24 protein-coding genes are annotated in these 25272 nt (G+C 44.3%); 11 read left to right on the top strand and 13 right to left on the bottom strand.

What is annotated here, in order from left to right; genetic code table 11:
• The first annotated feature begins 33 nt into the window (after positions 1–33).
• From N5O98_RS20570 to N5O98_RS20535, 8 genes are all read left to right on the top strand, one after another.
• Entirely contained in the window at positions 34–1608 is a 1575-nt protein-coding gene (locus tag N5O98_RS20570) for a peptide chain release factor 3 (protein WP_118161338.1), read from the top strand.
• A 77-nt stretch (positions 1609–1685) separates the two neighbouring features.
• Positions 1686–2276, top strand: coding sequence for an RNA polymerase sigma factor (locus N5O98_RS20565; RefSeq protein ID WP_004300948.1), 591 nt, complete (start codon positions 1686–1688; stop codon positions 2274–2276).
• 10 nt (positions 2277–2286) lie between these two features.
• Positions 2287–3126 carry a FecR family protein gene (locus N5O98_RS20560; protein WP_118161339.1) on the top strand — a complete coding sequence of 280 codons (840 nt, stop codon included), beginning with the start codon at positions 2287–2289 and terminating at the stop codon, positions 3124–3126.
• A gap of 989 nt (positions 3127–4115) precedes the next feature.
• Positions 4116–4376, top strand: a complete 261-nt coding sequence (locus N5O98_RS20555) for an OadG family protein (protein WP_004311386.1) — start codon at positions 4116–4118, stop codon at positions 4374–4376.
• A gap of 26 nt (positions 4377–4402) precedes the next feature.
• Positions 4403–6238: a biotin/lipoyl-containing protein gene (locus N5O98_RS20550; protein WP_004300939.1), complete on the top strand. Its 1836-nt coding sequence runs from the start codon at positions 4403–4405 to the stop codon at positions 6236–6238.
• Entirely contained in the window at positions 6238–7473 is a 1236-nt protein-coding gene (locus N5O98_RS20545; protein ID WP_004300937.1) for a sodium ion-translocating decarboxylase subunit beta, read from the top strand. The genes N5O98_RS20550 and N5O98_RS20545 overlap by 1 nt, the downstream gene beginning before the upstream one ends.
• A 103-nt stretch (positions 7474–7576) precedes the next feature.
• Entirely contained in the window at positions 7577–7840 is a 264-nt protein-coding gene (locus tag N5O98_RS20540; protein ID WP_004304421.1) for a hypothetical protein, read from the top strand.
• The gene (locus tag N5O98_RS20535) at positions 7830–8171 is read left to right on the top strand and encodes a type II toxin-antitoxin system RelE/ParE family toxin (RefSeq protein ID WP_004300933.1); all 342 of its coding nucleotides are present in this window, start codon (positions 7830–7832) and stop codon (positions 8169–8171) included. The genes N5O98_RS20540 and N5O98_RS20535 overlap by 11 nt, the downstream gene beginning before the upstream one ends.
• A gap of 107 nt (positions 8172–8278) precedes the next feature.
• Here N5O98_RS20535 and N5O98_RS20530 read toward each other — a convergent pair whose 3' ends face one another.
• From N5O98_RS20530 to N5O98_RS20505, 6 genes are all read right to left on the bottom strand, one after another.
• Entirely contained in the window at positions 8279–9550 is a 1272-nt protein-coding gene (locus N5O98_RS20530) for a TolC family protein (RefSeq protein WP_162487395.1), read from the bottom strand.
• 48 nt (positions 9551–9598) lie between these two features.
• Positions 9599–12631, bottom strand: a complete 3033-nt coding sequence (locus N5O98_RS20525; RefSeq protein WP_004314201.1) for an efflux RND transporter permease subunit — start codon at positions 12629–12631, stop codon at positions 9599–9601.
• Positions 12632–12697: 66 nt separating this feature from the next.
• On the bottom strand, positions 12698–13753 hold the full coding sequence (locus tag N5O98_RS20520) for an efflux RND transporter periplasmic adaptor subunit (protein ID WP_004300926.1): 1056 nt from the start codon (positions 13751–13753) through the stop codon (positions 12698–12700).
• Between the two features lie 189 nt (positions 13754–13942).
• A complete protein-coding gene (locus N5O98_RS20515) occupies positions 13943–14038 on the bottom strand; it encodes a smalltalk protein (RefSeq protein WP_149939068.1) in 96 nt (31 codons plus the stop codon).
• A gap of 49 nt (positions 14039–14087) precedes the next feature.
• Complete coding sequence (locus tag N5O98_RS20510; RefSeq protein ID WP_004327018.1) at positions 14088–14597, bottom strand: HU family DNA-binding protein; 510 nt, start codon at positions 14595–14597, stop codon at positions 14088–14090.
• A 36-nt stretch (positions 14598–14633) separates the two neighbouring features.
• Positions 14634–14780 carry a hypothetical protein gene (locus tag N5O98_RS20505; protein ID WP_008771318.1) on the bottom strand — a complete coding sequence of 49 codons (147 nt, stop codon included), beginning with the start codon at positions 14778–14780 and terminating at the stop codon, positions 14634–14636.
• Between the two features lie 50 nt (positions 14781–14830).
• On the opposite strand from N5O98_RS20505, the gene N5O98_RS20500 reads away from it, so the two are divergent.
• Positions 14831–15025: a DUF4248 domain-containing protein gene (locus N5O98_RS20500; protein WP_004304415.1), complete on the top strand. Its 195-nt coding sequence runs from the start codon at positions 14831–14833 to the stop codon at positions 15023–15025.
• 3 nt (positions 15026–15028) lie between these two features.
• Here the strand turns inward: N5O98_RS20500 and N5O98_RS20495 are convergent, their stop codons facing one another.
• From N5O98_RS20495 to N5O98_RS20475, 5 genes are all read right to left on the bottom strand, one after another.
• Complete coding sequence (locus N5O98_RS20495; RefSeq protein ID WP_118161341.1) at positions 15029–16828, bottom strand: toprim domain-containing protein; 1800 nt, start codon at positions 16826–16828, stop codon at positions 15029–15031.
• A gap of 28 nt (positions 16829–16856) precedes the next feature.
• Positions 16857–18161 (bottom strand): Lin1244/Lin1753 domain-containing protein, encoded by a 1305-nt coding sequence (locus N5O98_RS20490; RefSeq protein ID WP_118161342.1) that lies wholly within the window; start codon positions 18159–18161, stop codon positions 16857–16859.
• A gap of 338 nt (positions 18162–18499) precedes the next feature.
• On the bottom strand, positions 18500–18853 hold the full coding sequence (locus N5O98_RS20485) for an SH3 beta-barrel fold-containing protein (protein WP_004304412.1): 354 nt from the start codon (positions 18851–18853) through the stop codon (positions 18500–18502).
• Between the two features lie 319 nt (positions 18854–19172).
• A complete protein-coding gene (locus N5O98_RS20480; protein ID WP_004314211.1) occupies positions 19173–19604 on the bottom strand; it encodes a hypothetical protein in 432 nt (143 codons plus the stop codon).
• A 733-nt stretch (positions 19605–20337) separates the two neighbouring features.
• The gene (locus N5O98_RS20475) at positions 20338–20745 is read right to left on the bottom strand and encodes a hypothetical protein (protein WP_004300910.1); all 408 of its coding nucleotides are present in this window, start codon (positions 20743–20745) and stop codon (positions 20338–20340) included.
• Positions 20746–20938: 193 nt separating this feature from the next.
• Between N5O98_RS20475 and N5O98_RS20470 the strand changes: the two genes are divergently transcribed.
• A complete protein-coding gene (locus N5O98_RS20470; RefSeq protein ID WP_004300908.1) occupies positions 20939–22153 on the top strand; it encodes an ATP-binding protein in 1215 nt (404 codons plus the stop codon).
• A gap of 80 nt (positions 22154–22233) precedes the next feature.
• Here N5O98_RS20470 and N5O98_RS20465 read toward each other — a convergent pair whose 3' ends face one another.
• Positions 22234–22488, bottom strand: a complete 255-nt coding sequence (locus N5O98_RS20465) for a type B 50S ribosomal protein L31 (RefSeq protein WP_004300906.1) — start codon at positions 22486–22488, stop codon at positions 22234–22236.
• 433 nt (positions 22489–22921) lie between these two features.
• Between N5O98_RS20465 and N5O98_RS20460 the strand changes: the two genes are divergently transcribed.
• Complete coding sequence (locus tag N5O98_RS20460; RefSeq protein ID WP_008644872.1) at positions 22922–23926, top strand: class II fructose-bisphosphate aldolase; 1005 nt, start codon at positions 22922–22924, stop codon at positions 23924–23926.
• Positions 23927–24110: 184 nt separating this feature from the next.
• On the opposite strand, the gene N5O98_RS20455 is transcribed toward N5O98_RS20460, so the two are convergent.
• Entirely contained in the window at positions 24111–25271 is a 1161-nt protein-coding gene (locus tag N5O98_RS20455; RefSeq protein WP_117611226.1) for a sodium ion-translocating decarboxylase subunit beta, read from the bottom strand.
• Between the last annotated feature and the right edge of the window lies 1 nt (position 25272).

Genomic DNA, 25272 nt, shown 5'->3' with positions numbered 1-25272 from the left:
AATTTCCAATTTTCAATTCTCAATTTAATAACTATGGCAGATAATACAGAAATTTTGAGACGGCGAACGTTCGCCATTATTGCGCATCCGGATGCCGGTAAGACATCATTGACGGAAAAGCTATTGCTTTTCGGTGGTCAGATACAGGTAGCAGGTGCTGTAAAGAGTAATAAGATTAAAAAGACGGCTACGTCCGACTGGATGGAAATCGAGAAACAACGTGGTATTTCGGTAACGACTTCCGTGATGGAATTCGACTATCGGGACTATAAGATTAACATTCTCGATACTCCCGGTCACCAGGACTTTGCCGAAGATACATATCGCACACTGACAGCTGTAGACAGTGTTATCATCGTTGTAGACGGTGCGAAAGGTGTGGAAACGCAGACACGTAAACTGATGGAGGTGTGCCGTATGAGAAAGACTCCGGTAATAATCTTCGTCAACAAAATGGACCGTGAAGGAAAAGATCCGTTCGATTTGCTTGATGAACTTGAAGAAGAACTGATGATTCAGGTTCGTCCCTTGTCCTGGCCGATAGAGCAGGGAGCACGTTTTAAAGGGGTATACAATATCTATGAACAGAAACTGGACTTGTATCAGCCATCCAAACAGATGGTAACAGAGAAAGTGGCAGTCGATATTCATTCGGAAGAACTGGATCAGCAGATTGGCAAGTCGTTGGCAGACAAACTGCGTGGCGATTTGGAACTGATTGAGGGTGTTTATCCGGAATTTGATTCTGAATCCTATTTGGCAGGAGACTGTGCGCCTGTATTCTTTGGATCAGCGCTGAACAACTTCGGTGTGCAAGAGTTGCTGAACTGTTTCGTAGAGATAGCTCCCAGCCCTCGTCCTGTACAGGCAGAAGAGCGTGAAGTGAAACCTGACGAACCGAAATTTACCGGATTCATCTTTAAGATAACCGCCAACATTGATCCCAACCATCGTTCTTGTGTGGCATTCTGTAAGATTTGTTCCGGTAAGTTTGTTCGCAATGCTCCATATACACACGTCCGTCATGGAAAGACCATGCGTTTTTCGTCGCCTACCCAGTTTATGGCACAGCGTAAAACAACGATTGATGAAGCTTATGCAGGAGATATTATTGGTTTACCGGATAATGGTACTTTTAAGATTGGCGATACGCTGACAGAAGGTGAAATGCTCCATTTCCGTGGATTGCCGAGTTTCTCACCGGAGATGTTCAAGTATATTGAGAATGCCGACCCGATGAAACAGAAACAGTTGGCAAAAGGCATTGACCAGTTGATGGATGAAGGTGTGGCACAGTTGTTTGTCAATCAGTTCAATGGCCGTAAGATTATCGGTACGGTGGGACAGTTGCAGTTTGAGGTCATTCAGTACCGTTTGTTGAATGAATACAATGCGTCCTGTCGCTGGGAACCGGTAAGTCTTTATAAAGCCTGTTGGGTAGAAAGCGATGATCCCACAGAACTGGAAGCCTTCAAGAAACGTAAATACCAGTATATGGCAAAGGATAGAGAAGGGCGCGATGTGTTCCTGGCAGACTCCGGTTATGTACTTCAGATGGCGCAGATGGACTTTAAACACATCAAATTCCACTTTACAAGTGAGTTTTAAAACATATTCCGTTGATTTTAACTAAAAAATCAGGTAAAAAAAGGAAAAACATATCTCATATAAATGAGTGAATAGAAATGAAGACACTATCCTGGGATAAAATTCAGCAAGGGGATGAAGAGGCATTCCGGCAGCTTTATGAGCAATATGCAGATTTACTGTATGGATATGGCATGAAGATAGCCGGTGATGATACGCTGGTGACCGAGGCGATACAGTCGTTGTTTGTTTACATCTTTGAGAAAAGAGAAACTTGCGCGGCACCTCAATCCATACCCGCTTACTTGTGTGTTTCGTTGAGACACATGATAGTGAACGAACTGAAAAAAGAGAATAGTGGATCATTCAAATCACTGGATGAAGTAGGCACAAACGAATATCAGTTTGATCTGGAGATCGATATTGAAACTGCTATTATCCATTCAGAGTTGGAAAAAGAACAGCTGGAAGTTTTGCAGAAAGAGCTGAACAATTTGACAAAGCAACAGCGGGAGGTATTGTATCTTAAGTATTATAAGAAGATGAGTCCGGAAGAAATAGCCCAGGTGATGGGACTCACTTCACGTACGGTTTACAATACTACTCATATGGCTATCTCCAGTTTGCGGGAGCGTATGAGCAAATCTTTCTTGTTGTTGGTAGCAGCTAATTTGTGGATTTTTAATTGAGGTGTGAGATATGGAAAAGTGGACAGAATCTTTAGATAAATACTTAGAAGAAGGAAAACTTCCTCTGGTTGGCGAAATCTTTTCTCGTAAAAAAGAAATAGGTGATAAGCTGAAGTTGCAACGTGAGGAGAGCCATAAGATCGCCTTAAGCCGGAGAAGAAAGCAAGGTGCGGGGAGAAGTTTCTCTTTCTCATGGGGAGTGGCAGCGGCAGTTGTCCTTCTTTTGGGGATAGGCGGTTACTTCCTGGCAGAAGAAAAGGTGGTGACTGATAACACTGCTATGAACTATGAATTGCCGGATGGCAGTACTGTGCAGGTGATGGAAAATTCCCGCCTGACTTACAATCATATCACATGGCTTTGGGAGCGCAAATTGCAACTATTGGGTAAAGCCTCTTTTAACGTAACCAAAGGCAAGACATTCACGGTCCGTACAGAAGCCGGCGACGTAACCGTACTGGGAACGAAATTCCTCATCGATCAGCAAGGAAAGAAGATGACCGTCAACTGTGAGGAAGGAAGTGTGAAAGTTGAGACTGCCGTAGGTAAGCGTACATTGCTTGCCGGTGAAAGTGTGCGTTGCGATGAAACCAAGATTGTGCCAGTAGAAAAAAAGGCGGAAGAATCAGAGTTCCCCGAGGTGTTGGGGTATGAAGACGATCCGCTAATAAATGTAGTGGCAGATATTGAGCATATATTTGAAGTAACAGTCGTCGGACATGAGAAATGCGAGGGGCTGACCTACAACGGGACGGTCTTAACGAAAGACCTGAACGCCACACTGGAAAAAGTCTTTGGATCGTGTGGGATCAGTTATCAAATTCGAGGGAAAGAAATTATTTTGCAATAAAAAAAGCCTCTTCTGACTATCCAGAAGAGGCTTTTTTGTTTTTCTTCAAATTTTCTTCATTTTTTCTTGGTAAAAAAACAACAGATGCTTCTCTTTCTAATAGATGAGCTATTTAATGATATTTGAAGAAAACGGTAGAATTGATTAGAAGATTAAATGTTGTAGTAGAAGAAATTAGAAATTATCCGGCAGAAATAAGGCCGGGATTCAGAACAAACAATAGATGTTTTATAGAGAATTACAAGCTAAACTCAAAACAAACAATAGATGCTTTTTATAAAATTTAAATTTAACCCAAAACAAACAATGTTTTAGAAATGCAAACTAGGGCTCAAAGCAAACAATAGACAGCGGCAGATGAATTATTCCTGCCACAAACGTAAGCCGGAAAGATTCCCTCATCGGACGTGATATGAGCTTTAGAGGCTTGTTTTTTCCGATTAAACAGACTTAGTTGGCTTAAAAAAGGGTTTTTCAACTAGACTGCTACGCTAATTAAAAGAATGAAAGCCGTGATGGCGCATGAGAGGTTTAACAAGGCCGGTTTTATCTGGTAGTTTAATAGTAGGTTAAGAGAGTATGAAACCAGAAAAGGGCTGAACCGGTCTATCATTGAGTATTTTTATTTAATAATTGTTTTATCAGAGTGTGAGAGAAAGTTGAGGGGCTTTCTCTCACATTTTTTTTGTAGGAACGATAGATAGGACGATTTACTATTGGACTATTTACCATTTACTATTTGGGTTATGCAATAGAAGCAGATAGTAAATAAGATAAATGGGAATTTAGTTTAGATGTGGATGGCACGCTAAATCATAAATTATAAATCATAAATTATAAATCATAAATCATTAAACTTCCCCAGTTTTCCAATCAGAGAAATGACGTTTTTATACATTATATTCCTTTCTTAATTTATTTTATAATAAAAATTTGGTATTTTCGGACGCTTTTTAGACGAACAACTTAAAATACTAATAGTTTATTATATGGAAAATATCGAAACAGCGATCCTGCTGATGGTGGTCGGAATGGCTACCGTGTTTGTTATTCTGCTGATTGTGATTTGTTTAGGTAAGTTGTTGATTACATTAGTCAACAAGTATGCTCCTGAAGAAGTGGTTCCTGTGAAGCGGGAAGCATCGCAAGGTCCTGCCCCTGTTCCGGGAAACATCTTAGCCGCCATTACAGCTGCTGTAAATGTGGTGACACAAGGTAAAGGAAAAATCACTAAAGTAGAAAAATTATAAATCTATAAAGAATATCACTGAAAGACATGAAAAGAGAAGTAAAGTTTAGTTTGGTTTTCCGAGATATGTGGCAATCTGCCGGAAAATACGTACCTCGTGTAGACCAACTCGTAAAGGTAGCTCCTGCCATCATTGAAATGGGCTGTTTTGCCCGCGTAGAAACAAACGGCGGAGGTTTTGAACAGGTAAATTTATTGTTTGGTGAAAACCCGAATAAAGCTGTGCGCGAATGGACAAAACCGTTCCATGAAGCCGGTATTCAAACCCACATGCTCGACCGCGCACTGAACGGACTCCGTATGAGCCCCGTTCCGGCAGACGTCCGCAAATTATTCTACAAAGTAAAGAAAGCGCAAGGAACAGACATTACCCGTACGTTCTGCGGATTGAACGACGTGCGTAACATTGCTCCTTCCATCACATACGCAAAGGAAGCAGGCATGATTTCGCAATGCTCGCTTTGCATCACTCATTCGCCTATCCATACCGTAGAGTACTACACCAATATGGCGCTGGAACTTATCAAACTGGGAGCAGACGAAATCTGTATCAAAGACATGGCAGGAATCGGCCGCCCTGTATCGTTAGGTAAGATCGTAGCAAATATCAAGGCAGCACATCCCGAAATCCCCGTTCAGTATCACAGTCATGCAGGTCCCGGATTTAATATGGCAAGCATCCTCGAAGTATGCGAAGCCGGTTGTGACTACATCGACGTAGGCATGGAACCGCTATCCTGGGGAACAGGCCATGCTGACTTGCTTAGCGTGCAGGCAATGCTGAAAGACGCCGGATATCAAGTGCCCGAAATTAATATGGAAGCCTACATGAAAGTGCGCGGCATGATTCAGGAATTTATGGACGACTTCCTCGGCTTGTATATCAGCCCGAAAAACCGTCTGATGAACTCCTTGCTGATTGCTCCCGGACTTCCCGGTGGTATGATGGGTAGTTTGATGGCCGACCTCGAATCCAATCTGGAATCAATCAATAAATATAAGGCAAAACACAATCTGCCGTTTATGACGCAAGACCAGTTGCTCATCAAGCTCTTTGATGAAGTAGCTTACGTATGGCCTCGTGTCGGTTATCCTCCATTGGTGACTCCGTTCAGCCAATACGTGAAGAACCTCGCCATGATGAATGTGATGGCCATGGAAAAAGGAAAAGAACGTTGGGGAATGATTGCCGATGATATCTGGGATATGATTCTGGGTAAAGCCGGACGTCTGCCGGGCAAACTTGCTCCCGAAATCATTGAAAAGGCAGAACGTGAAGGACGTAAGTTCTTTGAAGGTGATCCGCAGAATAACTATCCCGATGCCCTCGACAAATATCGCAAACTGATGAAAGAGAACAAATGGGAAGTGGGACAGGACGACGAAGAACTCTTCGAATATGCTATGCACCCGGCTCAATATGAGGCTTACAAGAGTGGCAAAGCAAAAGAAGACTTCCTGGAAGACGTAGTCAAACGTCGTGCCGAAAAAGATAAATCTCCGGAAGAAGATGCCAAACCGAAGACACTGACCGTACAAGTGGACGGACAGGCCTATCGTGTGACGGTAGCATACGGTGATACCGAACTACCTGCTGCTCCTGCGGGTGCTGCCGCTGCTCCGGCAGGAGAGGGTAAAGAAGTACTTTCTCCGTTGGAAGGCAAGTTCTTCTTAGTGAAAGGTGCGCAGGAAACTCCTTTGCAAGTAGGTGACACTGTGAAAGAAGGTGATGTAATCTGCTATGTAGAAGCGATGAAGACCTACAATGCCATCCGTGCAGAGTTTGGCGGTACAGTGACTGCTATCTGTGTCAACCCGGGAGATGCTGTTTCAGAAGATGACGTATTAATGAAGATAGGATAATGAACGAAATATTTGAGAACTTATATGACATGACTGCGTTCAGCAATATCATTGCCGAACCGCAGTTCCTGATAATGTATGCCATCGCGTTCGTTCTGCTCTATTTGGGTATTAAGAAACAGTACGAGCCGTTGCTGCTTGTCCCCATCGCTTTCGGTGTGTTGCTAGCCAACTTCCCCGGAGGAGATATGGGCGTGATTCAGGCCGACGAAAATGGTATGGTGATGGTAAACGGAGTGTTGAAGAACATCTGGGAAATGCCTTTGCATGACATTGCCCACGAACTGGGAATCATGAACTTCATCTACTATATGTTGATTAAAACAGGTTTCCTGCCTCCGATCATCTTTATGGGTGTCGGTGCGCTGACGGACTTCGGGCCGATGTTGCGTAATCTGCATCTTTCTATATTCGGTGCAGCTGCACAGTTGGGTATCTTTACCGTGTTGCTGGTAGCCATCCTGATGGGATTCACTCCACAGGAAGCCGCTTCTCTGGGCATTATCGGTGGCGCGGATGGTCCGACAGCCATCTTTACCACCATCAAACTGGCGCCGCATTTGCTGGGCCCGATTGCCATTGCCGCTTATTCGTATATGGCGCTCGTTCCGGTGATTATTCCGCTGGTAGTGAAACTGTTCTGTACGAAGAAAGAGTTGAGCATCAACATGAAAGAACAGGAAAAGAAGTACCCTTCGAAGACTGAAATCAAGAACCTGCGTGTATTGAAGATTATCTTCCCGATCGTGGTAACTACTATTGTTGCCCTCTTCGTGCCAAGTGCAGTGCCTTTGGTGGGTATGTTGATGTTTGGTAATTTGGTGAAAGAAATCGGAACCAACACATTCCGCTTGTTCGATGCCGCTTCCAATAGCATCATGAATGCTGCCACCATCTTCCTCGGACTGTCCGTAGGAGCAACGATGACAGCCGAAGCATTCCTCAACTGGACAACAATCGGTATTGTGATCGGTGGATTCCTTGCATTTGCACTTTCTATAACCGGTGGTATTTTCTTTGTGAAACTGGTAAATCTCTTCTCGAAGAAGAAAATCAATCCGCTTATCGGCGCCACTGGTTTGAGTGCCGTTCCGATGGCGAGCCGTGTAGCCAATGAGATTGCTTTGAAATACGATCCGAAGAATCACGTATTGCAGTATTGCATGGCAAGCAACATCTCCGGAGTAATCGGTTCTGCCGTAGCTGCGGGTGTGTTGATCTCCTTCCTTGCGTAAGATAATTCCTTCCTGAAAAAGACTTTTTATACATTCACACTTGGAAGATTCGTTTGATAGCGTTATCTTTGTGTGAATGTATAACAGTAAAAATAGCAAGCGTATGAGTGCAATGTCATTGGAAGCCGAAAAGAACGAACTGATTCGGCGGATTCTGGATGTGGATGATGTCGCTATTCTGCGGAGAGTGAAATCGATGTTGAGTTGTGAAGAAGAGCAAACGAATGTTGTCGCAGAGGAAGCAGCTCCCTACCAGACAAAGGCGGAGATTCTGGCAAGCTTAGATCAGGCGTGTAAGGAACTGAAACTGAATCTGGAGGGTAAGTTGGAGTTTAAGTCATTAGATGATGCCCTTAATGAAATATAGAATAAGCGTTACCCTCGAATTTTTAAGGGAAATGAAGCATTTGTCAAAACGGTATAAATCGTTGAAAGAAGATCTTAGGAATTTTGGAAATGATTTGTTATTAAATCCTGAACAAGGAGTCAGTTTGGGCAACAATCTTCGTAAAATACGTATAGCGATAACTTCGAAAAATAAAGGTAAAAGTGGAGGTGCACGGGTGATAACCTATACGATAATCTGGACAGAAATAGATACAGAGATAAAATTGCTCACTATTTATGATAAGTCAGAACGTGCAAATATCACAGATAAGGAAATAGAAGATATCTTGAAGCAAAACGGTATTTTGTAGTCCTTATGATATAAAAAGAAATCGTCCTGTTTCACGGTTACGTGATAACAGGACGATTTCTTTTATAAGACTAAGGCTTTGTGAACAAGTTTCTTTTGTTTCTAAATTTATTCACTGATAACCTTTCTGTATTCCGCTACCGCCATCTTTTCCGACAGATACGCATTAATCAGATTGGTGTGCGCTTGTGTCCATGACAATTGCGCGGAGAGCACATCCACCATATTTGCCTTTCCCTCATTATACGAGAAAGAAACCAAATCAAGATTTTCATTAGCCAGACTCATAGTCTCTTTGGCGGTTTTCACTTGATATTCCGTTTCCGTCAGTTTGGTCAGGGCGGCAGAAAGTTCCTCGTTGATATTATCCGTCACATAACTTTGTTGCAGTTTCTGTATGCTGATATACGCTTTCTGCTGACGGTTTGTTTTGAACCGGGCTCCCCAACGGAAGATCGGTATATTCAGGTTAATGCCGACGATGGGATTGAAAGAAACGTCATAACCGAGGTTAGGTGTAGCTGTAGCCCATCCGCCGCTAAAATACATATTCAATTGCGGGTTGAACTGGCTAAGAGCCGCTTTGCGTTGCGCCTGACTTTTCATGATATTCACCTCCGTACTTTCGTAATCCGCGCGACGTTGCAGTACATTCTCCAGAGAAAGGATCTGCACCGGAGCGGAAGCCGTGTCAATCGTGTACAGACTGTCTACGGGATTGTTCGGCTCTTCTCCCATCAGGATATTCAGCTTTTGCAGCGCCAGCGTATAATTCTGACGCGCCTTGATATATTGCAATTCCGCTTCTTTCAGCCGGGTGGAAATCATTAATAAGTCCGTGCGACTAATCATACCGTCGTTGAAACGATCCTGAATGATGTCATACTGTTGCTTCACAATACTTTGATACTTGTCCGCCGCCTGCAACATAGCCTGTGAAGCGGAAGCATTCCAATAAACTGCATCGCTCTGATAATGAATCTGGTCGATGGTAAGCTCCTCATTTAGTTGATTCAGCTTTTCGTCCGCTTTGGCAATCTTGTGCTGGGCGTTGAGTGCCCCGCCCGTGTACAACGGTTGCGAGACGATAAATACACCTTGATAGGTGTGGTTGCGGTATTCGCCTACCGGTTCGTTCCAGGCATTAAGGTCGCTCATGTTGAGTGTCCCGTCCGCATTGACATCAATTTTTGGCAAGAATCCCGTGTGAGCAATCTTTCGTGCTTCCGTACTTGCCATCGTCTTTAGTTTCTGTTGCTTCAGAATTTGACTGTAAGCTTCCACTTTATCCCGGTAAGCTTCCCGGCTAAGATAGGGCTGCTGTGCTCCGGCTGTGAGGCCAAGGAGCAGCAGAGACAGAGTTATAAGTTGAGTTTTCATTTTATTCAATCTAAACAATAAATTCAAGTTTCATATAAGAGAAGGCAATCAGCCTTTGATTCTTTGAATGGCACAATAGGCTACCGGAAGAACAAACAATGTCAGTGCCGAAGCCACTAACAAACCTCCCATAATCGTAGCCGCCATACCGCCGAACATCGCGTCGAACAACAATGGCAACATACCCAGAATGGTAGTGCCGGACGCCATTGCTACGGGGACAATACGACTCGTTGTAGCACTGACAACAGCATCCAACGGCTTTTTGCCCGTTTTAGCCTCCAGATCAATCTGTTCCACCAGTACAATCGCATTTTTGATATTCATCCCAATCAGTCCGAGCAAACCAAGGATGGAGAAGAAGTCGAACGACTTGCCTAGCAACACCAATCCCAAAACGATACCGATAAAAATAAGCGGTAACATCAACAAGATCACTGTCGGCTTACGATACGTTCTGAACAGGAACAACAGCGTGACGAACATCAGGAAGAACGTCAACGGTAAATTCTTGGCCAACGCCTCGTTAGACTCCACCTGGCTTTCCTGTTCCCCGAAATACTTCATCGTATACCCCTCCGGCACTTTTATCTCTTTCTGCACCAGCGGCCAAACCTCATTGAAAGCAGCAATCGCATTCACTCCGCGACGCGGATCGCATTGCGCCATCATCACCATTTGCCGGTTGTAATCCTTCACATTCGAGAAACGATATTGGAAATCAAATTCCGATACCACCTGTTCCAGACTGGTCGTTTCATTCCCCGTGCCGAACACGGGCAACGTGCGCAGGTCATTGATGCGGAACGAATCCACTGTGTTATCCTTCAATAAGATAGGAAGCACCTGATCGCCCTGCCGGTACTCTCCAAGTGTCATACCTGTGGTTCCGATCTGTATACTTTGTGCCATTCCCTGACGCGATACCCCTAACGGTTGCGCCCGTTCGGGACTATATACAGGCTTCCATACAGGAACTTTATTTCCCCACGAATTGCGCACATTGATTAAATCCGGATTCCGGTGCATAATCTCCAAAGCCTGGTTGGTGAGCGCCACAAGCGTGTCCACATTCGGACCGATAAATCCGATTTCGATAGCGGCATCCACCGCAGGCGACAGTTTGAACAGACTGGTACGGGTAATCGCATTCGGATAATTCGCCTTCATGTACGCGTCGAAATCTTCTTCATACTCTTTCGTATATTTACTGTCCGTCAATTCAACCAATACATTGGCAAAATTCGGTTTCGGCCCCACCGAAGTAGAAGCCAGGTAATACCTTAACGGCGTGCTACCGAAAGTGATCGACACTTTCTTCACTTCCGGCTGCTTTGCCAGATGCTCTTCCACGGATTTCATCTCTTTCACTACATCATTGATGCTATACCCGTCGGGATAAAACACGTCCGCCCGGAAATAAGGCTTATCGAGAGAAGGGAAGAAGTTTTGCGGCATCATTCCCATGATAACCAGCGAAGCAACAAAGAGCACTACCATCGAACCCAGTGTCAATGTTTTCCTGCGAATCAGCGTGCGGAGGATGGAGGCGAATTTGTGATAGAACGGTTTGTCATACGGGTCTTTCGTGCCGTCCTTTGCTTTCGCTTTCAGGATGAAATTACCGAAAACAGTGGTCTGCGTCAGCGCGAGCACCCAGCTCAATCCCAGCGAGATGGCAAGCACCACAAACAGCGGTTTCACGATTTCCGCCACGGCAGAAGGAGCAAGGTAGAGTGGGAGGAACGAACAGATAGCGATGAACGTAGCCCCAAGCAATCCCCATTGCGGACCGGTTGCTCCGTCTATCAGCGCTTTCCGTCGGTCTACTCCGCGGGCGATGGCAATCTGTGCGTTGTCCGTTACCACGATGGCGTTATCCACCAGCATCCCCATGGCGATGATAAATCCCGCCAATGAAGTACGGTTCAGCCCGACACCGAAGAAAGACATGATAAGCAATGTGCCGCCAATAGAGAAAATCAGTGACGAGCCGATCAGCACACCTGCGCGCAAACCCATCACCAACATGATAATCACAATTACAATCAGAATCGATTCGATCAGATTGATGATAAATCCGTTGTTGGCTTCGTTGGCAATTTCGTTCTCCAGATACAGGCTTTGCAGTTCCAGTCCTACAGGCATCAGTGGCAACAATTCGTCCAGTTTGGCTTTCACGTTCTTGCCCGTCTGCACCACGTCCCGTTGCGGGTCGGTGGAGACGCCGATGCCGATGGCACGTTTGCCGTTCACGTGCATGATATTGGATGGAGGGTCCATGTACCCTTTTTCGATGACGGCGATATCGCCCAGTTTCACTTGTCCGGCTTTGGTGGTAATCACTTGGTTGCGGATATCGTCTACGGTGGTATACATACCGTTGGCAGTCACCCGGAGCTGTTGCTCGCCGGCACGGATTTCTCCGGTATTGATAATCTGGTTCTGCGATTGCAACAGACTGGCAAGCTGTTTCGGGTCGATGCCCATACCTACGAGCTTATTGGTGGAAATAAAAATATTGACCACCTCCGTCTGCGTCCCGAATAGGGCGACTTTCATCACCCCGTCCGCCGTCACTACCTGCGTTTTGATCCGTTCCGCCCAGTTGCGCATCTCTTCGTATGTGTAACCGTCGTCCGCCGTCAGACCGTAATAAATACCGAACACGTCGCCGAAATCATCGGAAACCGTCGGTGCGGAAGCACCGCTCGGCAACTGTGGCTGTATATTAAGCACCTTCCGTCGCAACTCATCCCACTTCTGCGGAATGGAGCTTGCCGACAAGGAAGGTTGCAACTCGAATGTGATTTTTGAGAGCCCGTACATCGATTCTGATTTTATCTTGTACACACCGCTCATACTTTGAATCTCACGAGAGATAGGCTCGGTAATCAACCGCTCCACTTCTGCCGGTTCGGCACCCGGATAGCGGGTCATAATAACCGCCGACTTTATGACGAAAGGAGCATCCTCTTTCTTACCCAGCTTGCCGAAGGAAGTGATTCCCCCAATCAGCAATACAGCAAGAAAGAAATAGATGATTTTCGTATTATCTAATGAATATTTGGCTAAACTCATAATAAATGATCGTTGATAATTGATGAATGACAGCGGATAAATGATTACATAATCATTTACCAACTATCACCTGTCAACAGTTGTGATAGATTCTCCTTCTACTAGTTGGTATACGCCTGCTATGACGATTTTTTCACCGGGTTTCAAACCTTCCGAGATGAGCGCCTGTGCTTCTCCGGTCGGGGCGTTGACGGTCACTTCCCGTTTGTGGACTTTGTTGTCTTCTACCACCCAGACATACATTTTATTCCCTTCGCTTTCGCCGAATACGGCACTAAGCGGTACAATCGTCCAGCTATCCTGCACCAACGGACCTACATCTGCCGTGAAACGGATGCTGCACGTGAAACCGGGTTTCACAGCATACAGATCGCGGTCGAATGACGGATCGTCAATCGTGATGCTGACCGGAATTCCTGTGCCATCCGTAGAAATATCAAGATATTCTTCCAGTTTCGCTTGAAACACGTGTCCTTTAAATGTGTCGAACTCTACAAGGAAACGCGGGTCTTTGGCACGCAACAAATAAAGATACGCATCTGGAATGGTAAATTTGATACGCAGATTGTGTGTATTGACAAGCTGCACGATACCCTCACCGGAGTTGACACGCTGATAGTTTTCCACCAGTCGTTTTTCGATAGAACCGTCGAAAGGAGCTGTCAGCTTGGTGTCGCGCATATTGTTGGCAGACAGTTCGTATTCAGACTTCGCCTTCTGGAAGTTGGCGAGGCTGATTTCATATTCCTGCACGGAGATCGCTTGCCGGGAGAGGAGCCGTTTGTTACGTTCCACTTGTGCCGAAGCCGTTTCGTATGCCGATTTCGTGGCGGCATATTGCAACGCGATGTCTCTGGGGTCGATAGCCGCGATGAGCTGTCCTTTTTTCACTTTCTGTCCTTCGATGACAGGAAGCTGGATGATTTGTCCGTTGACCCGGAAAGCCAGCTTCACATATTCCACCGCTTCCACGATTCCCGAGAAATCTTTTCTGATAATCGATCTTGACTCGACAATCGTAGTCTTTACGGGACGTGCAGTTGTCGTTGTCGTTTCTTTTTTCTGTCCGCAGCCAGCCAGCAAGATTGCAGCCGCCAGGACGAATCCAAATTCCTTTTTCATATACCACGTTGATGTTTAGAGGTTTTGCGTTGATAAATAGCGAATAATATACTAAAACAACTCCTGTTTATTTATGTTCAATATTCCTGTCTTTTCATATCCTGCCTCTTAACCTTTATATGGAATACAAAAAAACGGGAACTTTACCGTTTCTAAGGTAAAATTCCCGTCCAACTCTTTTGTTTCATTTTACATCATCAGGTTCTGACCTCCAATGACGCCTGCAATAGCAGTAGCAACCGCAATGACGACTTTTAAAATCGTATTCCAAATGGATTTCTTCATAATTCAACACCTCCTTTCCATACCACACTATCCTCTATCACCTATTCTATCACGCTGCCGGATCGGGCGCTTCCTGACCACCGCCACCCGGTTTGTCATCACCCGAACCTCCGGTGTTGCCACCGCCTCCCGCTCCCAGTGCTTTCGTCAATTGGTTGACGTGGATATATGACGCTCCCTGAATCAGCGCACGGGTGATATTTCCACCGGCATCCCGCGTATATTCCGGGGTAAACTGGCAACGCAATCCCGTGATTTGTGCCGGACTAACATCGGCTTCCGCATCTACCCCCTTGCAGCGTGACTGGCACACCATGGTAAATGTTCCCAATCCTTCGAGTTTCACTGTCCTGCTGTTGAGCAACTGCTCGCGCATCACTGCCATCAGGTTTCGGATCACGTTGTGCACGTCACCGGCCGTCAGTGATGACCGTTCGGCAATCGTTTCGCCAATCATTTGCGTATCCACTACGTTTCCCATTTTAATCAGGCAGGGATGCCATTTCTTCTTTTTGTCCTTCGATGCGATATTGGACTGAACCGCTTTGTAAATCAACATACTGATTTCCTCCTTTTTAAGTGAATAAATAAGATTTTATTGAGTCAGTAAACGAACGTTTTCTGTCTCTTTTACAGTAGCAAAGATACCCCAACCGGCAGGGGAGGAAACATGAAACGGTATCTGCCGGTAAGTGAAGGCAAACGCTTGAATATCTGTGTATTTGCTTGCATTTCTACGCAAAAAACAGTATCTTTACATGACGTAAATAATAAATTAAAAGAAGAAAATCTATGAAGAAAACGGAATTGGCATTACTCTATATGCCGTATGCAAGTGCCGATGTGGCAAGAAGACATTTAAATAAATGCATCCGCCGAAACCGGGAGCTGCTGGAGGCTCTCGAAGCTACCGGCTGGGCGTTTTGGATACATTGGCTCACACCGTTGCAGGTGGAGCTGATTGAGAAGTATTTGGGAGAGCCTTAATCCCTAAATCCATCCCTCTGACGAGAATAAGTCTTTGGCTCCCTTCCACGGTTGCACCTGCATGCCCGGTTCGGGTGGCGGCGTACAAGGGGAATATCTTCCGTTGGTCACATCGTAGCAGAACGCTGCGTTTCCCTTTGTTCCGAAATTACGGAAACGGGTTTTCTCGACGTGTATATACACGATCCCCATTTCATCCTGACGGTCTACCACTATTCCGTAGTCCGTCATGTTGAAAAAGTTGGCCGAGCCGTTGATGTCATACATGGTGGGAACTTCCGTTTTCTGCGTGCCGTATTGCTTGTTCATCTTTCTCGGATGCGCCACCAGAATGACGAGGCAGGAGTTGAGCCGGGCAAAACGTGCCAGACTATTCATGAATGAACCGATATACCCTGTCTCCGTCATGCCTGCCGGGATCTGATGGTTGATGTAATTGTACGGGTCGATGACAAACACACGGATGCCGTGACGGTGTACCAGTTCGCGTGCCTTCGACAAGACGTTGCCCAGTGTGAAATCCCCGTCCGGGAGAATGTGCCAGACGCGTTGCGAAAGATAATCCACTACGCGGGCGAATTCCTCCTCCGTAGAGAAATCTTTGCGGAAACGGTGTCCCAGCAGTTTCTCCGCCAGTTTGGCATGATGATACTCGATTGGCGTGTTCTCCGGACTGAAATATCCCGCTCGCCAATCTTGGCGGGTGCAGAGCCGGAGCACTATCTCATCCACAAAGTCCGATTTGCCGTGTCCGGGAATACCGGTGACGGTGAGCACCCGCCCCGTTTCCAGCCTCATGATTTCGTCCAGATTCGGTATTCCCAATTCCACGCCCGAAGTATACCCCTCTTCAAACAGTTGGTGCAATCCCTCCCGTAAGTCTTCTGCCGTAAACGTACCTTCCAGGCGGGGGATGGGCGCGTCCTCCAGTGCCTTCAGTAGTGCGTTCGGGCCTTCCGCCACGAGCAGTTCGTTGGCGTCCTTGTATGCTTCGCCGTAGGTGACGATACGGCAGCGGTCTACCCCCAGCCGTCGGGAGAGTTCCCGGCATAGTTCCCGTCCCTTGCGGTCGGTGTCCACCGACAGATAAATCACTTGTTTCTGCTCGAAATGAGATTCCGACAATTCGTCCAGCCAGTCCAGTTGACTGTTGGCACCGTTCGGCACGGAAATGACATCCGTCCGGCCGACAGCCATGTAGGAGAGGGCATCAAATTCCCCTTCCACGAGGATGCACTCCGGCGTGTCGCGGATGGCGTCGATGTTGTAAGGGATGGTGCGTGCTCCTTGCAGCAATTTGAAGTGCTTTTGTGAGTCGCGGAACTTTGTGTTCACCAATTCCCCGTTTTCGAAAAAGTTGAAGCAGAGACAGTCCCTCTTTTCCCAGCCTTTCTCCTTTCCGGATATAGGCATCGAGATGGAGGCGAAAGCCACGCCAGCTTCCACCAATACTTCCGGCGGAATGTGGCGGACGTCACGACACCATTCAATTTGCTTCTGTGTGAGTGCCCCTTGCTCTGGGTCGCCGTGCGGCTTTTCAGTGGGCGGACAACTGGAGTTGCTACCTGTTGCCGTTGGAAATTTGACCAACGGATCACCCAGCTTTCTGCCTTTTCCGGCATATATGGCTGCCGAACCGTGTGCGCCGCAGTAGTGGCACAAATACAGTTTGGTATCGAGGTTGACACTTAGTGATTTATCACGCTTATCCGTCCGTTGGGCATGACACCAGGGACATTTTGTTTTCATTTTGCCGCTTGTGCGACCGTGGGTATCAATACCCAGTTCTTTGAATCTATCCATATTTAGTAAATGATTGAGAGATAATATGCTATCGTGTCCATTCGTTCGTCACCGGATTCCAGATATGTGCCGCCGAAGGTCGCGGCTTGGCATAAGCGGGGATGGGATGCCCGTCGTAGGTACGTATTCCGTTGGTGATGGTTTCGTAGGGCGAACATTGCTGTTGCTCTTGCCGGTTTTTGAGAAACTTCTTCAGTGCCACCTGCGTTGTGGATGACACATGGCTTCCCTGCCGGGTGAGATTGGCGAAATAGTTTTTTATTTCGTGCAGGCTGTTCATCGAGCTTTCATTCCCCCGTAAGATGATTTGCTCCCGTAAATAGTTGAAGAACCATTCTTTTTCTTCCATCATCAGCCGGGGGATGCCCGACTGAATGGCTACGACTTCATACCAGGACGTGTCGTTCATTGCCTCCTGTAGATTTTCTTCCCATGCGTTGGGGCGCATATCGGGTGTCACAGCGTTCAAGTCCGTCACCTTCAAACCATTTTCTTCTTCTTTTTCTTTTCCGCTTTCTTCAGAAGAAGAATTTTTTTTGTTTATTTCTTTATTTATAATGGGGGATGGATTTTTCTGTATATTTGACGTTTTTTTCATTTCCCGAGTGTTAAAATCCTCTGCATTTCCGTTGGCTTTCAGAGAGTTATTGACGTGCGGTTTCGTGTTGCGCTTTTTTTCATCTTCCATGTTGTCAAGTGCTTCCCTATAATCGTCTATTGCTTTAGAATGGAGGTTCATTTTCTCATCCAGATAAAAGAGTCCGTAATTGTATAATACACTTTCCATCAGTTCGTCGCTCACATCATAAAGGTTCTGGATGAAGGAAGCAGTTTGCGGTGCCAGAAAATGTTGTGGCTGTTGATAGAGCTTTTCCATCACAAGCCAATATAGTCCGTAGGCTTTCAGTCCGTCTTGCATAATCATCCGCAGCAGTTCGTTGTCGGTGTATGCCAGTAGGGGGTGCGGAAAATAACTTCTGATGGCAGATTCTTCGCAAAAGTCGGCATAGAGTATATGCGAGTTGTATCCTTTGCCGGGACGCCGGAAATAATGGTGGTAGAGGAGCTCGAGATGTTCGGGTTGGGCATGGAATATATTGGCGATGATTCCCATTGTCTGGATATTGACGCAGCATTTAAGCTGTGCATGAGCTTCTTCGAGCATCACCCAGTATAGTCCGTATATTTCCAGTCCTTGTTCCCGTATCAAAATGCTCATGGGTATATTGCTGGAAGAAGAAGTGGGGTGATTGAAGTAACCGTTATGAATCGGTTTTCTCTTTTGTGATGCGTTGTCCGATTGTTTGGTATTTGCTGAATTAGATGTTGTCATAATAAAATATATTAGTTTCTGTTTTAAATTCTATTTTTCTGAAAATACAGATACGAAGAATCCGGCCACTTCTTTGGAAAGTAGCAAATATCGTACTCATTCTTCATGATGGAATCGGAGTATTCTCTTCGTGTATGTAATCTGTAATATAGGGAATTTTCGGAGCAGGGGAGATTTAATTCCGAAGTTCTGAAAAAGCAATGCTGGAAAAACAAATAACTGCTTCTGTCAAAAAACAAGGAAGCAGCATTGACATGATTTTTTCTCTTACTTGCGGTTGCAAAGTAACTACTTTATTTCGTATATGTCCTACAACTTTCCTTATTTAATCCATGAAATTAATTTTTTTTCACAGAAGAGCCGAATACAATCCCTGCCACTCGACACGTAAGCCATTTTCTACAATGCACGTCATAGTATGGGAGAAACCTGTTGGAGGGGTTTTCGTAGTAGGGGCGGCCGAAATAGTGTTCATATTCTGTTAGTGTCCCTGTAATGGAAAGGCAGGTTCCGTCTGTTCGTTGCAGGCAGAAATCGGCGTTGTCCCATCTCATCCGGTCTATCAGTTCTTCTACTTGGTATGCACGGCGCATAGATTCTCCCAGTGTCAACAGTGTGCCGTAATTCTCTTCCGCATCTTGGCGGATAATAGCTGCCCGACGGGAAACCGTCAGGCAACTGTCATTCTTCATCGTTTTTTTCATACAGATTTCTTTGTGCTGAAATGCTCACATTTCAGTTCTTGTTAGTGGTGTAAATGTAGTGAATTTACTTGACTTTACAAAGGATAAAATTACTTATATAATAGATGATTAGTTAAATAAATGGAATAAAATATTTTGTATTTTTCATTGTCTGAATATAGGCTTTAAAGAGCTTATGGAGGAGTTTAAAGAAAGCTGTGGAGGGAATGGAAATAGGCTGCAAAGGGCAAAGGACGGCCCTCTTTATCCTCTGTGGTGAAAACCGTGCAATAATGTCCCACATGGTAATTGGTACACTGATAATTATTCACCATTGAAACCTTTTGCGCAGCCTTTTTATCCAACTGTCACTACGTATAACGTTGTTATTCTCTCCAATCGCTTTTTTCAAATCCCGGATCCGTTCATTTTGTCTCTTCATTGCTGCCTGTATTTCGTTTATCAACGTATTTATTTCCTTCTGCAGCTGAATTTCCTTTTCTTTCAATTGAATAATGTGGGCGTATTTCTCGCAGACCATTGTTTTATCTATGCACAGTTGTTCCAGCGTATCAATATATTCTGCTGTAATGCCGGCTTTACTTCGGCGAAAGAGTTCCAGAATACATTCTTCGTCAACGTTCGGAACATTGTCTATGTATAACATAGGGAATTGTCCCATTTCCACCCAAAGCAGGATCGCTTCTTTTTCGATGTGATACTTAATCACTGCTTTTTCTACACTAATCCATTTTGGCATATTGCTTTTGTTTTAATGTGTTATAAAAAAAAGAGTAAATAACGTATTGTCCGGAGAGGTGCAACGAACACCCACGATTTTTATGATTTCGGTCGGCTGGGGAATTGGTTGGGGTATAAGGATTGTTGAAACCGACCGGATACAATAAAAGCGTGAGTGCTGTTGTACCATTATCTAAACTTGAGGCTTAGCAACACCCTTGTAGAAGACAATGATAACAACAGACACCCACGCCAAACGTTTATATATAACACATCTCTAATCGATATGTTGATATACGACCATCTACGTGGAGTATCTGTTGTATCATCTCTCTCTACAAAGAACTGCTAATTTTCAAGTTTGAGAGACAATACGTTATTTACTCCATTAAGGAATAAAAAACCGCTTTTGCCTGTTTCATCACGCTGATGGGCAGAAAGCGTATGACAAAGATATATGTTTTTTTCGGAATAGGATGGAAAAGAGGAAATAAATGCAGGAAATATGGTATGAGAATAGAGAGTATGGTATAAAGATGGTAAATATGCTATACGGGTGGCAAATATAATGTGATGATAAAAAGGAGGGAGCCAAAAGTAAAACCATCTATTAGATTGATATTATTTAGGTACGGATTACACGGATTTCGCGGTTTTAGTCTAATGGAACCGTGAAACCCGTGTAATCCGTGCCTAAATGAAAGCCATAAAAGTCTTTTGACCTCGTATTGTCTTTCCGTGCAATTCTTTTTTTAGCTGCGATTTCTTTTGGGCTTTCCGGAGAAGATAGTCAGTTCAAGAATTGCAAAGATGATTTCCGTTGTGGTATATCCGGTAAATGAATATTCTAAATTTTCATTTTCGGAGAAGTATTTGAGATAAACGGTTGGAGTGCCATTGTGGAAGTCGAGAAAAAGGTAAGAAGTATAATCATAGATGCCAAGATCGGCAAACTCGTTCAGAATCGCTGTGTTGAAAATCGTGCATTGGCCTGTCTTTGATTCATTTCCGGACATTTCGAATCTGCGATGTTCTTTTGCGAGATCGTCTTTATTCACATGCCTGAATTGTTCTTGCAGTTCTTTACTGAAAGAAAGGCGTTGTCTGATGAAATTAAAAACTTCTTCCTTTGTCATTTGTTTTAAATCGGTTATTTCCATTTTTTATTAATTAGTCGGGTAAAGGTACTTTCTTTATTTGGTAATAAATCGGATTTAGTCATATTTCTTTTATTTATTTTTCGGCTTATAACCCTAAAAGAATCTGAATTCATGGATTTATTTAGGGTTATAACCCTAAAAACTTTCCGAAAATAGTATATCTTTGTGCTTATAACCCTAAAAACTTTTGAATATGATTAATCGTGAACAGTATATGGAACAAATTGTTCCTTTTATAGATAAGCCGTTTGTAAAAGTGATAACGGGTATTCGTCGCAGTGGAAAGTCGGTAGTGCTGCGTCTGATTCGTGACGAACTGTTGAGGAGAGGAGTTCGTGAAGAACGTATCATCTATCTGAATTTTGAAAGTTTTCAGTGGATAGATCTGAAAGAGGCGAAGGCTTTGTATGCTTATATTCGGGGGCAGGCAGGAGATGCGGGTAAATATTATATTCTCTTGGATGAAATTCAGGAAGTGGACGGTTGGGAAAAAGTGGTCAACTCACTTCTGGTAGATTTGGATACGGATATTTATGTGACCGGCTCCAACTCACGTATGTTATCGTCCGAACTGGCAACTTATTTAACGGGACGGTATGTCGCTTTTCATGTCATGACCTTGTCTTTTAGAGAATATCTGACTTTCCATGACTTGCAAGCCAATGATCCGACGCTCAACCGGAAGGAGGAATTTCAGAAATATCTCCGTATGGGAGGATTTCCGGCCATACATACTGCCGATTATGGATATGAGGCTATCTATAAAATTGTCTACGACATCTATTCTTCTGTCATTCTTCGTGACACGGTGCAGCGTCACAATATCCGGAATGTGGAATTGCTCGAACGGGTAGTGAAGTTTGTTTTTGATAATATAGGCAATAAGCTGAACGCTAAAAATATAGCTGATTACTTCAAAAGTCAGCAACGGAAGGTGGATATGAATACCATCTATAATTATCTGAATGCATTGGAAAGTGCTTTTATCATTCAACGTATTCCCCGGTATGATATTAAAGGAAAGGAAATTCTGCAGACGAATGAAAAGTATTTTGTAAGTGACCTTTCTTTGATTTATTCCGTGATGGGCTATCGTGACCGGTTGATTGCAGGTATGTTGGAGAATCTGGTCTGTCTGGAGTTGAAAAGAAGGGGTTATGAAGTGTATGTAGGCAAACAGGATGATAAAGAAGTGGATTTTGTAGCCATCCGTCGGGAAGAAAAGATTTATGTGCAAGTAACGTATCAGTTAGCTTCACAGGCAACTGTTGAGAGGGAGTTTGCTCCTTTGCTCGCCATTAACGACCATTATCCTAAATATGTAGTTAGCATGGACAGCTTGTGGCAGGATAATGTGGAGGGTGTCAGGCATCGTCATATAGCCGATTTCTTGTTGGATGATGCTTGACGTTAAGGAATATAGAAAACGAAAAAGAGGAAATTCTCTGCGAGAATCTCCTCTTTTTTCATCTTTCACGAAAGATCGAATTATTTCTTCTTACGGTCACCGTAACGGCTCATGAACTTGTCAACACGACCTGCAGTATCTACCAATGTAGATTTACCTGTATAGAACGGGTGAGAAGTGTTTGAGATTTCAATCTTCAGCAACGGATAAGTTTCACCTTCGAATTCGATGGTTTCTTTAGTTGCTACAGTTGATCTAGACAAAAACATGTCACCATTTGACATATCTTTAAATACTACCGGACGGTATGATTCTGGATGAAGGCCTTTTTTCATTTCAGTATCTGTTTTTTTAATTTATATTCTGTTACTATTTTGGTAAGAAATAGTGTAATGGTCATTTTCAGAGCGCAAAGATAATGCTTTTCTGTGAAATAGAAAAAGGTTTTCTAAAATTTCTGATTTCTAATTTATGATTTCTGATTGGCTATGCAGATTTTGGTGATTAAATGAATGAAAAATGAGGTATAAATAAGGTATAAATAAGGAGATATAAATCCGAAGGCATCAATCAGAATTCAGAAATCATAAATCCCAAAGTTTGCAAGGTAGACATTACAATCTAATGTCACACTCATATTCCTGCAGAAAAATGGTGTCTGATTTAAACCTTTTTCTACTATATTTTTCTTTCCGATGTTCGTTATTCGATGGATAATGCTTACTTTTGCGTAGAATTTTTATTCACTAACAATAAACTTTAAACAAAATGGTAAATTACAAAGATTTAGGATTGGTAAACACAAGAGAAATGTTTGCTAAGGCTATCAAAGGTGGATATGCTATCCCAGCATTCAACTTCAACAATATGGAACAAATGCAGGCTATCATCAAGGCTGCTGTTGAAACTAAATCTCCTGTGATTCTTCAGGTTTCTAAAGGTGCTCGTCAGTATGCTAACGCTACTTTGTTGCGTTACATGGCACAGGGTGCTGTAGAATATGCTAAAGAATTAGGCTGCGCACATCCGGAAATCGTTCTTCATCTTGACCACGGAGATACATTCGAAACTTGCAAATCTTGTATTGATTCTGGTTTCTCTTCAGTAATGATCGATGGTTCTCACCTTCCTTACGAAGAAAACGTAGCATTGACTAAGAAAGTTGTTGAATACGCTCATCAGTTCGACGTAACTGTAGAAGGTGAACTTGGCGTATTGGCTGGTGTAGAAGATGAAGTTTCTGCTGACCACCACACATATACTGACCCTGAAGAAGTAATCGACTTCGCTACTCGCACTGGTTGCGACTCTTTGGCTATCTCAATCGGTACTTCTCACGGTGCTTACAAATTTACTCCGGAACAATGCCACATCGACCCGAAGACTGGCCGTATGGTTCCTCCTCCATTGGCTTTCGAAGTATTGGACGCTGTAATGGAAAAACTTCCGGGATTCCCTATCGTTCTTCACGGATCATCTTCAGTTCCGGAAGAAGAAGTGGAAACTATCAACAAATATGGTGGTGCACTGAAAGCTGCTATCGGCATTCCGGAAGAAGAATTGCGTAAAGCTGCTAAGTCTGCTGTTTGCAAAATCAACATCGACTCTGACTCACGTCTGGCTATGACTGCTGCTATCCGTAAGACTTTCGCTGAAAAACCGGCTGAATTCGACCCACGTAAGTATCTTGGCCCGGCTCGTGACAACATGGAAAAACTGTACAAGCACAAAATCATCAACGTGCTCGGTTCTGACAACAAATTGGCACAGTAATAATCTCCGGATTATTCCATAAATAAAAGAAAGAGGCTGCTCCGGTTTGAACACTGGTAGCAGCCTTTTTTATGACGTTTAATCGTTTCAGAACGGAGAGAAGATAACACTATGGCTGTAATAAAGAACACCCGTGTCACAACTGAATGTAACACGGGTGTTCTTATCTATTATATAATGTTTCTTACATCAAGAATCCAAGCAGAATACCGGCAGCAACAGCTGAACCGATCACTCCGGCAACGTTCGGACCCATAGCGTGCATCAGCAAATAGTTGGTCGAATCATATTCCAAACCAATCACTTGTGAGATACGTGCAGAGTCGGGAACAGCAGAAACACCTGCATTACCGATCAACGGATTGATCTTATTACCTTTCTTCAGGAAGATATTGAAGATCTTAACGAAGATGACACCGGAGGCAGTTGCAATAACAAATGACAATGCACCGAGGGCAAAGATCTTGATAGAGTCAAGCGTCAGGAATTCGGATGCTTGTGTAGAAGCACCTACTGTCAGACCCAACAGGATAGTGATTGTATCAATCAACGGACCACTGGCTGTATTAGCCAAACGGCGGGTTACACCACTTTCTTTCAACAGGTTACCGAAGAACAGCATACCCAGCAAAGGCAGACCGGAAGGAACCAGGAAACAAGTCAGCAACAAACCGATGATCGGGAAAATCACCTTCTCCGTGTGAGAAACGGCACGTGGCGGTTTCATGCGGATGACACGTTCGTTCTTGGTGGTGAGCAGACGCATGATAGGCGGCTGTATCACCGGAACTAACGCCATATAGGAGTAGGCGGACACCGCAATGGCTCCCATCAGGTTAGGTGCTAGCTTGGAAGAAAGGAAGATGGCCGTCGGGCCGTCTGCTCCACCAATGATACCGATAGCACCGGCTTGCATCGGATCGAAGCCCATTTCTAACGCGATCATATATGCACCGAAGATACCGAACTGTGCAGCTGCACCAATTAGCATCAATTTTGGATTAGAGATAAGTGCCGAGAAGTCCGTCATGGCACCGATACCCAAAAAGATGAGTGGCGGATACCAGCCGGAGGTCACTCCCTGATACAATATATTCAATACAGAACCTTCTTCATAAATACCGACTTTCAGCCCGGCATCCATATTAAAAGGTATATTACCGATCAACATACCGAAACCGATAGGAATCAGCAACATTGGTTCGAACTCTTTGGCTATTGCCAAATAGATGAATACCAAGCCAACGAGAATCATGACTACATGCCCTACCGTAGCATTGGCAAAGCCTGTGTATGTCCAGAAGTCGGCCAGGTTATTTCCTAAAAAGTTTATAAAGTCTCCCATA

Source organism: Bacteroides sp. LFL-34 (genome assembly GCF_027257075.1).
Taxonomy (GTDB): Bacteria; Bacteroidota; Bacteroidia; order Bacteroidales; family Bacteroidaceae; genus Bacteroides; species Bacteroides ovatus.
The sequence above is the reverse complement of the archived record's forward strand: the minus strand, read 5'-3'. Positions and strand labels throughout refer to the sequence as shown.